At 71.5% G+C, this 14,010-nt stretch carries 15 protein-coding genes; 8 read left to right on the forward strand and 7 right to left on the reverse strand.

Annotated elements, in window-relative coordinates:
* Positions 1-2: 2 nt before the first annotated feature.
* Genes IO24_RS0109040 through IO24_RS0109050 form a run of 3 tightly spaced genes read right to left on the reverse strand, consistent with a single transcriptional unit; the run spans position 3 to position 3,258 of the window.
* Complete coding sequence (locus IO24_RS0109040) at positions 3-1,346, reverse strand: ABC transporter substrate-binding protein (RefSeq protein ID WP_031133734.1); 1,344 nt, start codon at positions 1,344-1,346, stop codon at positions 3-5.
* A gap of 10 nt (positions 1,347-1,356) precedes the next feature.
* A complete protein-coding gene (locus IO24_RS0109045; protein WP_031133736.1) occupies positions 1,357-2,274 on the reverse strand; it encodes a carbohydrate ABC transporter permease in 918 nt (305 codons plus the stop codon).
* 18 nt (positions 2,275-2,292) lie between these two features.
* Positions 2,293-3,258, reverse strand: a complete 966-nt coding sequence (locus IO24_RS0109050) for a carbohydrate ABC transporter permease (protein ID WP_031133738.1) — start codon at positions 3,256-3,258, stop codon at positions 2,293-2,295.
* Positions 3,259-3,429: 171 nt separating this feature from the next.
* On the opposite strand from IO24_RS0109050, the gene IO24_RS0109055 reads away from it, so the two are divergent.
* From IO24_RS0109055 to IO24_RS46270, 3 genes are all read left to right on the forward strand, one after another.
* Entirely contained in the window at positions 3,430-4,590 is a 1,161-nt protein-coding gene (locus IO24_RS0109055; protein WP_031133740.1) for an ROK family transcriptional regulator, read from the forward strand.
* A gap of 112 nt (positions 4,591-4,702) precedes the next feature.
* A complete protein-coding gene (locus tag IO24_RS44310; RefSeq protein ID WP_162494364.1) occupies positions 4,703-4,861 on the forward strand; it encodes a hypothetical protein in 159 nt (52 codons plus the stop codon).
* A gap of 401 nt (positions 4,862-5,262) precedes the next feature.
* The gene (locus tag IO24_RS46270; protein ID WP_234335156.1) at positions 5,263-5,799 is read left to right on the forward strand and encodes an EamA family transporter; all 537 of its coding nucleotides are present in this window, start codon (positions 5,263-5,265) and stop codon (positions 5,797-5,799) included.
* 32 nt (positions 5,800-5,831) lie between these two features.
* Here IO24_RS46270 and IO24_RS0109070 read toward each other — a convergent pair whose 3' ends face one another.
* Both IO24_RS0109070 and IO24_RS0109075 read right to left on the reverse strand, forming a co-directional pair.
* Positions 5,832-7,178 carry a S1 family peptidase gene (locus IO24_RS0109070; RefSeq protein ID WP_031133743.1) on the reverse strand — a complete coding sequence of 449 codons (1,347 nt, stop codon included), beginning with the start codon at positions 7,176-7,178 and terminating at the stop codon, positions 5,832-5,834.
* Positions 7,179-7,300: 122 nt separating this feature from the next.
* Positions 7,301-8,290 carry a DUF3800 domain-containing protein gene (locus IO24_RS0109075; protein ID WP_031133745.1) on the reverse strand — a complete coding sequence of 330 codons (990 nt, stop codon included), beginning with the start codon at positions 8,288-8,290 and terminating at the stop codon, positions 7,301-7,303.
* A gap of 24 nt (positions 8,291-8,314) precedes the next feature.
* Between IO24_RS0109075 and IO24_RS0109080 the strand changes: the two genes are divergently transcribed.
* The 3 genes from IO24_RS0109080 to IO24_RS0109090 all read left to right on the forward strand — a co-directional run bounded on the left by IO24_RS0109080 (position 8,315) and on the right by IO24_RS0109090 (position 11,303).
* Positions 8,315-9,493 carry a MalY/PatB family protein gene (locus tag IO24_RS0109080; protein ID WP_031133747.1) on the forward strand — a complete coding sequence of 393 codons (1,179 nt, stop codon included), beginning with the start codon at positions 8,315-8,317 and terminating at the stop codon, positions 9,491-9,493.
* 30 nt (positions 9,494-9,523) lie between these two features.
* Entirely contained in the window at positions 9,524-9,904 is a 381-nt protein-coding gene (locus tag IO24_RS0109085; protein WP_031133749.1) for a PPOX class F420-dependent oxidoreductase, read from the forward strand.
* A 64-nt stretch (positions 9,905-9,968) separates the two neighbouring features.
* Entirely contained in the window at positions 9,969-11,303 is a 1,335-nt protein-coding gene (locus IO24_RS0109090) for a Gfo/Idh/MocA family protein (RefSeq protein ID WP_031133751.1), read from the forward strand.
* 7 nt (positions 11,304-11,310) lie between these two features.
* Here IO24_RS0109090 and IO24_RS0109095 read toward each other — a convergent pair whose 3' ends face one another.
* Together IO24_RS0109095 and IO24_RS0109100 are read right to left on the reverse strand one after the other, a co-directional pair.
* Positions 11,311-11,721 carry a Zn-ribbon domain-containing OB-fold protein gene (locus IO24_RS0109095; protein WP_031133754.1) on the reverse strand — a complete coding sequence of 137 codons (411 nt, stop codon included), beginning with the start codon at positions 11,719-11,721 and terminating at the stop codon, positions 11,311-11,313.
* Positions 11,722-11,872: 151 nt separating this feature from the next.
* On the reverse strand, positions 11,873-12,541 hold the full coding sequence (locus IO24_RS0109100) for a TetR family transcriptional regulator (protein WP_199808813.1): 669 nt from the start codon (positions 12,539-12,541) through the stop codon (positions 11,873-11,875).
* 220 nt (positions 12,542-12,761) lie between these two features.
* Here IO24_RS0109100 and IO24_RS0109105 point away from each other — a divergent pair, with 220 nt between their 5' ends.
* Both IO24_RS0109105 and IO24_RS0109110 read left to right on the forward strand, forming a co-directional pair.
* Entirely contained in the window at positions 12,762-13,442 is a 681-nt protein-coding gene (locus IO24_RS0109105; protein WP_031133759.1) for a peptidoglycan-binding domain-containing protein, read from the forward strand.
* A gap of 9 nt (positions 13,443-13,451) precedes the next feature.
* Positions 13,452-13,940 carry a flavin reductase family protein gene (locus tag IO24_RS0109110; protein ID WP_031133762.1) on the forward strand — a complete coding sequence of 163 codons (489 nt, stop codon included), beginning with the start codon at positions 13,452-13,454 and terminating at the stop codon, positions 13,938-13,940.
* Positions 13,941-14,010 lie beyond the last annotated feature (70 nt).

The following is a 14,010-nucleotide window of genomic DNA, read 5'->3' on the forward strand; positions in this document are numbered from 1 at the left end:
CTTCACTGGGAGAGGATGAGGTTGATCTGGTCGTTGGTCTGATCGAGGCTGCTCACGGGCTTCCCGTTGCCGTAGATGTCCTCCATGGCAGGGGCCATGAGCGCCGTCATGTCCGCCGAGTAGCTGGCGATCGGGTAGGAGAAGGTCCGGAAGCGGTTCTTGTCGGCCAGGGGTTCGGTGAACGCCGAGACGTCGATGCCCTTCTTCCGGTACGCGGCGACGGCCGCCTCGGTCCCGGCCGGAGTGGCGGGGAAGACCACCCCGGACCTGCCGACGACGGTCTGGCACCGGTCCGAGGCCAGGTAGGCCACCCACTTGCGGGCGCCCGCCTTGTTCTTGGCGGCCTTGGTGACGGAGTCGGCGAGACCGTTCATCATCGTGGCGCGCTTGCCGGTCGGGCCGGCGGGCGTCAGGGCGGTCTTGATGTCCTTGCCCTTGAAGCCCGCGTACGTGGAGATCATCCAGGCCCCGTCGAACGCGGTGGCCGCCTTGCCCGCCGCGACCTGGGTGTTCGCCTGGTTGGACTGGACGTTGTAGTCGGACAACGGCGGCATGTAGCCCTTCTTCGCCAGACCGAAGTACCACCGGATGACCGACTGGAAGGTCTTGCTGTCGTACTGGTACTCCGTGCCCCAGCGCGGCTTGTCGAGGTAGCTCCATCCGGCGGAGGCGGCGAAGTTGCTCCACTGGGTCTGGCCGTCGCCGAAGCCGCCGCCGTTGCTGGCCATGCCGTAGACCTTGACGTTGTTCTTGTCGAAGCCCGGCTCGTCGCCCCGCTTGCCGTTCCTGTCGATCGTGAGGTGGGCGATCGTCTTCTCGAAGGTGCCGCCGTCCTCCGGGTTCCAGGAGAGGCCGTTCAGCTGCTCGGCGGTGAGGCCGGCGTCCTGCGTCATCTTCGAGTTGTAGAAGAGCGCAACGGTGTCCCAGTCCTTCGGGGCGCCGTAGCGGTGGCCGTCCTTGCCGATCCAGTTGGCGGCGAGGCCCGGCTGGTAGTCGGAGTCCTCGATGCCGAGGTCGTCGAGCGGTTCGAGGACCTTGAGGTCGGCGAACTGGCCGAAGTTCTGGATGTGGTCGGTGAACACGTCCGGCTGGGTGCCCGCGATGAACCCCGCGGTGAGCTTGGTCCAGTAGTCGGACCAGCCCAGCTGCGTGATCTTCACCTTCAGTCCGGGGTTCTCCTTCTCGAACCCTTTCGCGCAGGCCTGGTAAGCGGGCAGCTGGTTGGCGTCCCACAGCCAGTACGTGACGGTGTTCGCGGAGGATCCGGCGGCGCCTCCCTGGGCGCATCCGCTGACCAGGGACAGCGCCAGCGCTCCGGTCGCCGCGACGAGCGTACGAATTCGCATCACAGTCCCCTTACTTGATCCCGGTGAAGCCGATGGAGCTGACGATGCGGCGGGCGAAGCAGGCGAACAGCACCAGCATCGGCAGCGCGGCGATCAGCGTCGCCGCCATGAGCCCGGACCAGTCGACGCCGGTCGCCGGGGTCTGCGCCCGGAAGACCGCCAGCGCCACGGTCAGCACGCGCGAGCTGTCGCTGTAGGAGACCATCAGCGGCCAGAAGTAGTCGTTCCAGGAGGTGATGTACGTCAGCACGGCCAGCGTGATGACCGGCGTGGACGCCATCGGCAGGACCACCCGGAAGAAGATCTTGATCTTCCCGGCCCCGTCGAGCAGCGCGGCCTCCTCGACCTCCTGGGGGATGTTCATGAAGAACTGCCGCAGGAAGAACACCGCGAAGGGGGTCATGAACAGGCTGGGCAGTGCGATGCCGAGCAGCGTGTCCACCAGGTGCAGCTGCTTGATGAGCACGAAGTTCGGCAGCAGCGTGAAGATGGTCGGCACCATCATCCCGCCCAGGAACAGCCCGAACACCTTGTCCCGGCCGCGCCAGCGCAGCCGTGAGAAGGCGTACGCGGCCATCGCGGAGAAGAAGATCTGACAGCCGGTGATCAGGGTCGAGACGAGCACCGAGTTGAGCAGGTAGCGCCAGAAGTCCAGCCCGCCGCCCGCGCCGCCCTGTGCGATCGCCTCCTCGGACGACTGAAGGCCCAGGGCCCGTTCGAAGCCGCTGGTGGTGAGGTCCACCGGCAGGGGGTTGGTGGGGTCGGCGCTCAGGCCCGCGTTGGTGGAGAGCGCGGTGCGCAGGATCCAGTAGAACGGCAGCAGGGTGATGAGGACGATCAGTCCCATCACGGTCCAGGCGGCGGCCCGCCCGAAGGGGAACCTGCGCCGCACCGGTCGTACGGTCGTGGTGGTCGTCACGGCAGCCATGGCGGTGTCTCCCTTCCGTCAGCCGAGGTCGGTCCGGCCGGCCCGGGTGAGCCGGTACTGGAGGATGGTGATCGCGCTCAGCACGACCAGGAGGGCGACGGACATGGCCGAGGCGTAGCCGAACTGGAAGCGCCCGAAGGCGGAGCTGTAGATGTAGTACTGGAGCACGTTGGTCGCGTTCGCGGGCCCGCCCGCGGTGGTCACGGCGACGGTGTCGAACACCTGGAACGACCCGATCACGGTCATGATCAGCACGACCGCGAGCACCGGACGCAGCAGCGGCATGGTGATCCGCCAGAACATCCGCCACTCGCTCGCGCCGTCCACCCGGGCCGCCTCGTACATGTCGCCCGGGATGGCCTGGAGGCCGGCGAACAGCAGCAGGGCGGTGTACCCCACGTGCCGCCACACGTTGATGAGCGCGATCGTGGGGATCGCCCAGGTCTCGTCGGCGAGGAACGGGATGCGGTCGACGCCCAGGCCACTGATGATCTCGTTGCCGATGCCGAGCTGGGTGTCGAGGATCCAGAGCCAGACCAGACCGGCGACGACGTTCGACATCAGGTACGGCGTCAGCACGATCCCGCGCAGCATCGCCGACTGGGTCAGCCGCTGGAGCAGGACGGCGATGGCGAGCGCCGCGACCGTCTGGACGCCGATGTTGATGACGACGTACTCGACGGTGACCCACAGGGAGTCCCAGAAGATGGGGTCGTTGACCATGCGGACGTAGTTGTCCAGGCCCACCCACTCCGCCGGCGTCAGCAGGTTGAAGCGGGTGAAGCTCAGATAGATGCCCTGCAGGGTCGGCCAGAGCAGGAAGACCAGGAAGCCGAGCAGGGCCGGCGCGATGAAGAGCGCGGCCAGCCGCCCGTCCCCCCGGTCCTCGCCGGACACCCCCTGTCGCGTCCCGGTCCTGCTGCGGGCCTCCGTCGCGCCGCCCGTGGGCAGACGTGATGGAGGACTGCTGGAGGCGATGGTCATCGGGAGACTCCCTCGCTGCGGCGGCTCGTCCTCTGGCGGGATTTACTTTTGGTGCGAAACAATTGCTGCGTCAAGAGGCCTGCAAACATCTTTTCTCAGGAACCGACATCGACCTAGAGTGGTCATGTTGGTTTCAGTGTGAAAAAAATGGGTGAGGGGAGTCGGACCTTCATGACCGAAGGCACCGCCGGCTGGCTGCCGCTGAGCCCGGGGGAGCGATCCGTGGCGATCGAAGTGCTCGTCCACGGACCGCTGTCGCGCACGGAACTCGCCCGCAGGCTGGGCCTGTCGGCGGGCAGCCTCACACGGCTGACCAAGCCGCTGACCGAGTCGGGCCTGCTGGTCGAGGTGCCCGAGGCGGGCGCACCCGCGGAGACGCGCCAGGGCCGCCCCTCCCAGCCGCTGGACGTGGTCGCCGACTCAGGGTTCTTCCTCGGCTTCAAGATCACCGAGGACGCGGTCTACGGCGTCGTCACCACCCTGCGCAGCCACATCGTCGCCCGCCACGACCGCCCGCTCACCACCCACGACCCTGCACAAGTCGCCGACGTGCTGGCCGAGATGACCGCCGAACTGGCCGACGGCCACCCCCGGCTCGCCGGGATCGGCATCGGCGTCGGCGGCTTCGTCCAGGACCGCGCGGTGGTCGGCGAGTCACCCTTCCTGCTGTGGCGGGACGTCCCCCTGGCCGACCTGGTCGAGGAGCGCACCGGACTGCCGGTGGTCGTCGAGAACGACGTCGCCGCCCTGGTCGAGGCCGAGACCTGGTTCGGTGCCGGACGCGGCCTGGACCGCTTCGTCGTGCTCACCATCGGCGCCGGCCTCGGCTACGGGCTCGTCCTGGGCGGCAAGCGGGTGCCCTTCGCGGAGGAGGACCGCGGCTTCGGGAGGCACTGGATCGTCGACCCCAACGGGCCGCTCACCCCGGACGGCGGCCGCGGCAGCGCCGTCTCGCTGCTGACCATTCCCAGCATCCGCTACCAGATCCGGGCCGCCACCGGCCGTGACCGCACGTACGAGGAGATCCTGGCGCAGGCCGCCGCCGGGGACCCCATGTCCGCCCGGGTCGTCCACGAGGCGGCACGCGCGCTCGGCGTGCTCCTCGCTCAGATCTCCAACTTCGTGATGCCCCAGAAGATCCTGCTCGCCGGTGAGGGGGTCGGACTGATGGACGTGGCCGGCAGGACGGTGGAGGAGACCGTCCGCGACCACCGGCATCCCCTGGCCGCACCGGTCGGTCTGGAGACGAAGGTGTCCGATTTTCACGACTGGGCGCGCGGCGCGGCCGTATTGGCCATCAAGGTGCTGGTCCTGGGTTCGGCCGAAGTGTGAACAGCCTCACGTTTACCGGGAGATGGACGTGATCAGTAACACTGTCCGGAATGCCCTTTTAGCTCGTGATTACTCACATCGCCTTCACCTTCAGCGCCGTATGCTTCACAGCATGTCCACCACTGTTGAAACCTCATCCGAGCGATCGGCTGACGAGGTCAACGAGGAGATCCGCGCGCTGTGGCGCCGGTCGGGCGGGACACTGAGCGTCGAGCAGCGCGAGGAGTACCAGCGGCTCGTCCTGGAGTGGGCCGCCGCGGCCCCGCAATAGGCGCCCGCGGCGACCTTCGTCCCGGCCCGCTGACGCATCGGACCCTCGTCGAAGGGCACCCCTGATCCAATGGGTGCCCTTCTCGCACTTTCCTCGGCAACCGTCTACGGCATCGTCGACTTCGCCGGCGGTCTGCTGTCCCGGCGCGCGCATCACACCGCCGTCACCTTCCTCGGCCAGCTCGGCGGGCTGCTGCTCGCCTGCGCCGCCGCACTCCTCCTGCCCGCCGACGCCGTCCACTCCGCCGACCTGCTGTGGGGCGCGCTGTCCGGCGTCGGTAGCGGCACGGCCATGTGGTTCCTCAACCGTGGGCTGAGCCGGGGGGATGGGGGCACCTCCCTGCTCGAGCGAAGCCGAGAGCTTGGGGGAGAGTGTTGTGGTGCCGGTGAGCGCCGTCACCGGTGTCGCGCTGTCGGTGCTGTGCGGGGTCCTCGTCCTCGGCGACCGCCCGCCCCGGCGCCGTCGCCTGGCTGGGCATCGCCGTCACGGTGCCCGCCCTGTGGTGCGTCGCCGGTGGCAGGGGCGGTGCGGGGAAGGGGACGGCGGACGGACTCGTCGCCAGTCTGGGCGTCGCCGCGCAGTACCTGGCCCTCGGCCAGGCCGGACCCGGGAGCGGGCTGTGGCCCGTCGCCGCGGGCCGGGTCGCCGCGGTCCTCGTCCTTCTGCCGGACGCCGCGCGTCACGCCCGCCGGCTGAAGCTGCCGCCGGTGCGCTGCGCCCAGGCCGTCCTCATCGGGGCCGGGGCGGCCCTCGGCCTCGTGCTGTACCTGCTCGCCGCCCAGCGGCAGTTGCTCGCCGTAGCCGTGGTTCTGGCCTCCCTCTACCCGGCCCTTCCCGTGGTGCTCGGCCTCGTCCTGCTGCACGAGCGGATCAGCCGCCGCCAGGCGGTGGGACTGCTGGGGGCGGGCATCGCGACCGTACTGCTCACACTGGGCTGACGGGCACACCCCGCGACGGTCGGCCACCGGGGTCATCCCCAAGTGGCCGAGTAGTACTGCCGGTACGCCTTGCGGTCCTGCTCCGCGCGGATCCACCGGGTCGCCACCAGGGCGACGAGGCTGCCCGCGATGACGAGCATGCCGGGGCCGACATTGCGCGGGTCGGTGAGGCGGGTCAGCAGCGTCGACACGTCCGTGCCCGTGATCGGCGCCGACGAACCCGGCGAGGCGGGGTCCTGCGAGGCCGACGGCGCCGGTGCGGTGCCCGTGCCCCCGGCCGACTTGGCCACGATCAGCTTGACCCCCAGCTCGGTCAGCGCTTTCGGCACCGGCTGGAAGAACGTCGTGCCACCCGCCCTGCAGTCCCCGCTGCCGCCCGACGTCAGGCCGAGCGCGACGCCGTCGGCGAACATCGGGCCTCCGCTGTCGCCCGGTTCGGCGCACACGTTCGTCTCGATGAGGCCGGTGACCGTGCCCTCGGGGTAGTTGACCGTCGCGTTGAGCGCGGTCACCTCTCCCTCGCGCAGGCCGCTGGTACTGCCGCTGCGGAAGATCTTCTGCCCGACCTCCGCATCGGCGACGCCCGTGATCCGCACGCCCTTGCCGTCACCGACCGCCACGACGTCCGCGCCCTTGCCCGCACGGCCACCGTCGTACTTCACCAGGGAGTAGTCGTCGCCGGGAAAGCTGCCCTTGAGCGACGTGCCGACCTGCTCCCGGCCCCGGTCGTCGGCGAACCAGACGGAACCGTCCGGCCCGCAGTGCCCGGCCGTGAGGATGAAGTCGCTCTTCCCGTCGGTCACGTTGAACCCCGCCGAACAGCGCCCGGCGGTGGACAGGATGGGCTGCGCGCCGTTGACCCGGGTCGTGAACCTGCCCTCGGTGCGCTCCATGCGCACGAAGGAGCCGATGCCCTCGGCGACCTCGGTCATCCGGGACCAGTCGGAGGCGGAGACGGTGCTGTCACCCCGTACCACCACCCGGTTGCTCTTGTAGTCCAGGGACCACGAGGTTCCGGAGACCCGGGGTGCCGAACCCAACGTCGCCGCCGCGGACTTGAGGTCGCTCATGCTGTGGCTGACCATCTTGGCCCGTGCGCCGGCGCGCTTCACCTCGGCGGCCGCCTTCTCGTCGGTGACCGCGACGACCGGCCGCCCGGCCGAGTCGACCCAACTGCCCGCCGTGCGGGAGTTCCCGAGCCGGGACACGAGGTCGGTGCCCTCGCCGGTCGCCGGCGGCGCGGTGAACGGCACGCCGATGGACGGGGCGGGGGGCTCGCTCGCCACGGCGTTGGTGACCATCGCTCCTCCGAGGAGGAGTCCGCCGACTGCCGCCAGCCGTGTCACTCGCCGGACGACCCGTCGTCGTGCGTGCCTCATGCATGGCTCCCGAACCCGAACATCACGGTGCGAACACTGCGGGGCCCTCCTTGAGTTGAGTGCCCTTCATTCATACGGGGCGGAGCCGTGCCGCGTTCAGCGCACCGGTGATCTCTTGCGCGTCACCCGGCGACCGCGGCCGAGAGCAGGGCCCCGCTGCGCGCGTCGCCCCACACCGAGTCCGGATCGACGTAGGGCCGCAGCAGGGCGGTGAGCGCCGGGTCGCCGCGGCCGTTCAGCTCGTCGGAGGCGATTCTGCGGGCGATCCCGGCGAGGAAGTCCGCCACCTGCACCCGCGCGTCGTCACGCGCGACGACGAGCCGCAGCCCGGCCAGGCCGATCCCGGCCCGCCGGGCCGTCCTCTCGATCCACGCGATGCGGTCCGGCGTCAGCATGTTCTGCCGGTCGTGGACGAGGTGGACCGGCCGCCCGTCGCGGCTCCAGAGCGCGGCCGTCCGCACGATCGCCGGGAGCAGCGGGTTGAGCGGTGGGATCAGGGGCGGCCCGGCCAGGAGCCCGTCCCGGTAGGACACCGCGCGCGACCGGGTCCCGGCGAGCCGCTCCAGGATCCCTGCCGCGTCGGTCCGCTGATGCGCGCGGCGCAGGGCGTCGACCGTGCCGTAGAAGGCCTCCACCGGGTCCCCGTCGTGGCGCACCCGCAGCAGCCGGTTGGCCGCCTCCAGGAACGCCCGCCAGCCGTCCTCCCCGAAGGCCGGGCGCCCCACGCCGAACAGGGCTACCGCCGCGGCCGGGTCGTCGAGCAGCAGGCCGACGGTCCGGTCCACCACGAAGAACGTCTTCTCCATGAGGTGTACCCGCGCCCGACCGTGGATCGGTCCCTCCGGCGCGAGCAGCCACTCCAGCACCGCGCGGTGCTTCTCCCGGAGCAGGTGGTTCGCCTTGTACTCCTCGGCCGGCGACCGGATCCGGTCCCGGATCTCCCGTACCGCCGCCGCGGCCGCCGCCACGGACAGCGAGACACCGGCGTGCGCGAACACGTCCGTGTTCCCGCCGGTGAGGTTCTCACCGTCCGACCCCGACTCGTCGCAGGCGATCTCCAGGAACCCGTCCGCCGCCCCGCCCCGCTCCCCGTCCGCAAGACTCCCGCTCACCGCACAGCCCCCTATCGTGTGCCCATGACCAGGATCCCGCACGAGACGTCCGGTGAACCGAATCCCCTGCAAGTCCTGACGCTCGACCGCCTCCGGCAGCGCACCAGCATGAAGTGGCGCACTCACCCCGAGGACGTGCTGCCGCTGTGGGTGGCCGAGATGGACGTACCGCTCGCCGAGCCCGTGGTGCGCGCCGTCACCGACGCGCTCCACCTCGGAGACACCGGCTACCCGGCCGGCACCGCCTACGCGGAGGCCCTGGCCGCCTTCGCCGGGAAGCGGTGGGGCTGGGGCGGGCTCGCCGTGCAGCGCACCGCGATCGTGCCGGACGTCATGCTGGGCGTGGTCGAGATGCTCAAGCTGGTCACCGGCACCGGCGACACGGTGGTCGTGAACCCGCCCGTGTACCCGCCGTTCTACATGTTCGTGGAGCACATGGACCGGCGGGTGGCCGAGGCCCCGCTCGGGGCGGACGGGCGTATCGACCTCGATGTCCTGGAGGAGGCCTTCCGGCAGGCCGTGGCGGGCGGGCGGCGGGCCGCGTACCTGCTGTGCAGCCCCCACAACCCGACCGGCACCGTGCACACGGCCGAGGAGCTGTCCGCCGTCGCCGGGCTCGCCGAACGGTACGGGGTGCGCGTCGTCGCCGACGAGATCCACGCCCCGCTCGTGGTCGGCGGCGCCGGCTTCGTGCCGTATCTGAGCGTGCCGGGCGCCGAGCGCGGCCTGTCGCTGATGTCGGCCTCGAAGGGCTGGAACCTTCCCGGGCTCAAGGCCGCCCTCGCGGTCGCCGGGCCCGGGGCCGCCGCCGACCTGGACCGGATGCCCGAGGAGGTGGGGCACGGCCCGAGCCACGTCGCCGTCATCGCCCACACCGCCGCCCTGCGCGACGGGGTCACCTGGCTGGACGCCCTGCTGGCCGGCCTCGACGGCAACCGGCGGCTGCTCGCGGATCTGCTGGCCGAGCACCTGCCCGCGATCCGCTACCGGCCGGGCGACGCCACCTACCTGGCCTGGCTCGACTGCCGCGCCCTCGGGCTCGGCGACGACCCGGCCGACGTCTTCCTGCGCCGCGGCCGCGTCGCCCTCAGCTCCGGCCTCGCCTTCGGCACCGGCGGCACCGGCCACGTCCGCCTCAACCTGGCGACCTCGAAAGAGGTGCTCACGGAGGCCGTGCGGAGAACGGCGGCGGCGCTGCGGTGAACCCGGAGACCGGCTCGTACACTTCCCGCCATGCACGACAGGACACCGGCTGAACCGGGCGCGGGCAAGTACCTGCTGCTCACCAGCTACCGCGGGAACGGCACGCCGGTCGCCACCCCGGTCTGGGTGGTACGGGACGGGGACGCGCTCGGCGTATGGACGCCCGCCGGCTCCTGGAAGGTGAAGCGGATCCGCAACCGGGCCGACGTCCTGGTCGGCCCCTGCGACGCCCGCGGCAACCCCACCGGCGACCAGGTGCCCGCGACGGCGGTGATCTGCGACCCGGCCACCACCGCCCGCTACCGGAAGCTGATCGCCCGCAAATACGGCCTGACGGGGCGGCTGACCCTGCTCGGCAGCCGGCTGCGCCGGGGCGTGAACGGCACCGTGGGCATCCGCGTCACCCTCTGACGTCCAGCAAGCGCTTTCGGCCGCGGGGGAGTGGAGATCCCGTTCACCGGAAAGGGCACCTGCCATGAGCCGAACTCCCGTCCTGCGCGCAGCCGTCGTCGGCACCGGCCACCGGGCCCAGCTGTACACCCGCGGCCTCGCCGAACGCCCCGGCCATGTCGTGGCCGCCCTGTGCGACCCCAGCCCGACCCGGATGGCCTTCCACAACCGGCTGCTGGCCGAGACCGGCGCACCCGCCGCCACCCCGTGGGAACCCGACCGCTTCACCGAACTGCTCGCCGAGGAGGGCATCGACGAGGTCGTCGTCACGACCGTCGACGCCGAGCACGACCGCTACATCGTCCCGGCCCTGAAGGCCGGCTGCCGCGTCGTCACCGAGAAACCGATGACCGTCGACGCCGGTCGCTGCGCCCGCATCCTCGGCACCGTCCGCGAGACCGGCAACTCCCTCACCGTCGCCTTCAACTACCGCTTCAACCCCGTGCACGAGAAGGTCCGCGGCCTGCTCGCCGACGGCGCCATCGGCGAGGTGCTGTCGGTCCACTTCGAGTGGCTGCTCGACGTACGGCACGGCGCCGACTACTTCCGCCGCTGGCACCGCGAGAAGCACCACAGCGGCGGCCTGCTGGTGCACAAGTCCTCGCACCACTTCGACCTGGTGAACTGGTGGCTCGACGACGAGCCCCGGGAGGCCTTCGGCTACGGGCGGCTCGGCTTCTACGGCCGCGACGCGGGGGAGCGGCACGGGCTGCGCCGGGACTACGACCGCGCCCACGGCGCCGACCGGGCCGCCGACGACCCCTTCGCCCTGGACCTCGCGGCCGACGACACCCTGCGCGCCCTCTACCTCGACGCCGAACGCGACGACGGCTACCTGCGCGACCGCAATGTCTTCGACGGGCCGGTCACCATCGAGGACGACATGTCCGTCCTCGTGCGCTACGCGCGCGGCGCGACCATGACGTACCACCTGACCGCCTACTCCCCGTGGGAGGGCTACCGGGTGATGTTCAACGGCAGCGCGGGCCGGCTGGAGCTGGAGGTGGAGGAGAGCCGCTGGCAGCCGCCGACCCGGCTCGCCTCGGCGGCCGGCGCGGTGCACGGGGGCATGGCGGCCGAGCACGCGGGCGGCGTCCGCCTCACGCTGCGCCCGCTGTGGAAGCCTCCGGTGGACATGCCGCTCGCGGTCGCCCACGAGGCTCACGGCGGTGGTGATCCCCGCATGCTCGACGCGCTGTTCGGCCCTGTCGGCGCCACCCGCCCGGCGGACACCGCCGCCGTGGCCCATCCGACGGCCACCGAACGCGACGGCGCGCTGGCCCTGGCGGTCGGGCTGGCGGCCAACCGGAGCTTCGAGACGGGGCGGCCGGTGCGCACCGACGAGCTCATCACGGGCTGAGAGGGCGTCAGCGCCAGGCCCGGTACGGCTCGTCCAGGAGCTGGAAGACCGGCTCGCCCCGTACCGGGTCCTTGGCCGTGGACAGCCGCACCCGGTCCCCGCTGTGGATGCCGATCGGCGGGCCCATCACCCGGCCGCGCACGACGAACCCCTCGGACATCTCTATCTGCGACACGTTGCGCGCCGCGGGGGTGTTGCGGTGCACCACCGTGGAGTGGCGGACGGTGCCCGTGCCCTCCGCGCGTTCCGTGCGCAGATCGCTGCCCCGGCAGACCGGACACAGCAGCCGGTGGTACATGGCGGTGCCGCACCAGGTGCAGCGCTGGAAGAGGATGGCCTCCGCGTTCTGGCCCCTCGGGTCGAGCAGACCCGTCGCGGAGCCGGCTGCCTGCTGAGCGACGCTTCCTGAGTGGTACACGCTGGTCAACTCCCTGCACTCGGCCGGAATCCGCGCACGCGATCACCCGCGCACACGTGTGCGCGGTTCGCCGTGCCACCGTGCACGCAGCACAGAGTATGGCACTCAGTGCCACTCGTAAAGGCACTCCGTACCCTCAATGTGAGGGGTCTCAGCCTCGCCCCAGCGTCGACTCGATCTCCTGCACGACCCGCCACAGCGGTGCCCCACGTCGCGACACGACGACCACCACGTCCTCCGGCTGCTCCCCGGCCGGCGGCACCGGTACGCCGCCGAACGCCGACCGCACGTAGTCCAGCGCGTGGTCGACCGCCGTGCTCGCCTCGCCCTCGCCGTCCGAACGCAGCCAGGAGCGCAGCGCGTTGTTGTGCGCCGCGACCACCGCCGCCGCGATCACGTCCGCCTTCAGGGTGCCGTCCCGGCGGACGGCGAAGCGCCGGCGCAGGTACTCGGCGAGGGCCCGCTCGTAGCGCCACACGACCGACAGCTCGTAGGCGCGCAGCCCGGGGACCTGCTTGGTGAGGCGGTAGCGCTGCACGGAGAACGTCGGGTTCTCGGCGTACATGCGCAGCACCAGCCGGGCCGCGTCGCAGACCCGCCCCACGGGTTCGTCGTCGTCGGAGCCGTCCGCCAGGAAGGCCGTCATGTCGGCCAGGCACCGCTCGTGGTCGGGGAAGACCACGTCCTCCTTGGAGGGGAAGTAGCGGAAGAACGAGCGCCGCCCGACACCGGCGAGCGCCACGATGTCATCGACGGTGGTCTGCTCGTATCCCCGCTCCAGGAACAGCTGGAAGGCCGCGGCCACCAGGGCGTCCCGCATGGGCGGCTTCCCGTTGCCGGCCTCGGCTTTCTCGGAGCTCATGAGCGGGAACGTAGCACCCGGAAGGCCACTCATGGCACTCAGTGCACACTTCGGGAGGTACTGAGTGCTCTGGGAGTGGGCTTGATCGGTCTCTGAACCCCGGGCGCGGCAGCCGCGTATCCATCGGCAGGACGATCCTCGAAGACGGGCGCCCCGGACCCGGACGAAGGAGAGCAGCGTGTCGACACCGTCCGAGCCCCGGCCGCCGCACGACGGCCAGGCCCTCGAACCCATCCGCGTCCTGCGGCCCCGCCGCACCGACGCCCTCGCGGAACTGATGCGGGAGTTCCGGCAGGACACCGGCCAGGAGCCGGGCGGGTACGAGCCCGTCGTGCTGCCGGGGAAGCCGCCGGCCGGCTCCGAGCCGCTGACACAGGAACTCCCGCCCGTCGCCCGCCGGAGTCGCCGGCCCGTGGACGCCGTGCCGCCGGGAGCCGGGCTGCGCCGCGCCGCCGTCGCGGTGGCGGTCCTCGCGGCCGCGGTGATCGGCTTCGGCGGTGCGCTGCTGCTCCGCGGCGAGTACCCGGACGACACCGCGACGCCCGCGCCGCCCCGGTCCGCCGCCCCGGCTCCTGACCCCACGCCCACCCCGCCGGCCACCGCACCCGTGGACCCGGACGGCGCCGGCACGCTGCGCGAGGGAGCCACCGGCCCCGAGGTGACCGAGCTTCAGCAACGCCTCCTGCGCGTCCCGGACGTCTACCGGGACGGCTCCACCAGCGGCCGCTACGACCCCACCCTCACCGCCGCGGTCGCCCGCTTCCAGCTCTGGTACGGCATCCGCGGCGACGAGACCGGCGTGTACGGCAACGACACCCGGGCCGCACTGGAGTCCCGCACCCCGGCGGGCACGAGCTGATGTGTGACCATGGCCGGCATGGACGAGTTCATCGACCGGCTGAACCCCGAGATGTACGTGGTCACGGCCGCCGCGGGTGGTGAACGGGCGGGCTGCCTGGTCGGGTTCGCCTCGCAGTGCTCGCTGCGGCCGGTGCGGTTCGTGGTGTGGCTGTCCGAGCTCAACCACACCTTCCGGGTGGCCCGGAACGCGGAAGTCCTCGCCGTGCACCTGCTCGGCCGCGAACAGGACGCCCTCGCCGAGCGGTTCGGCGGACACACCGGCGACCGGACCGACAAGTTCCAGGACGTCCCGCTGCGCGAGGCGTACGGCGGTGCCCTGGTCCTGGAGGACGTGCCGGCCTGGTTCGTCGGCCGGATCGTCACCCGCGCGGGCGGCGGCGACCACATCGGTTTCGTCCTCGACCCGGTCGAGTGGGGCGGACACCAGGAGTACGACGGGCCGTTGCTGCGCCTTTCCGACGCCCTCGCCATCGACCCGGGGCACCCGGTCGACTGACGTCGCTCCCCGCGTGTCGAACGCCGGGCAAGAAATGGGGAAAGCGGCGGAACGGCGGGACCCTTCGGCG

Origin of the sequence: Streptomyces flavovariabilis (genome assembly GCF_000725785.1) — a bacterium.
GTDB classification, from domain to species: Bacteria; Actinomycetota; Actinomycetes; order Streptomycetales; family Streptomycetaceae; genus Streptomyces; species Streptomyces hawaiiensis.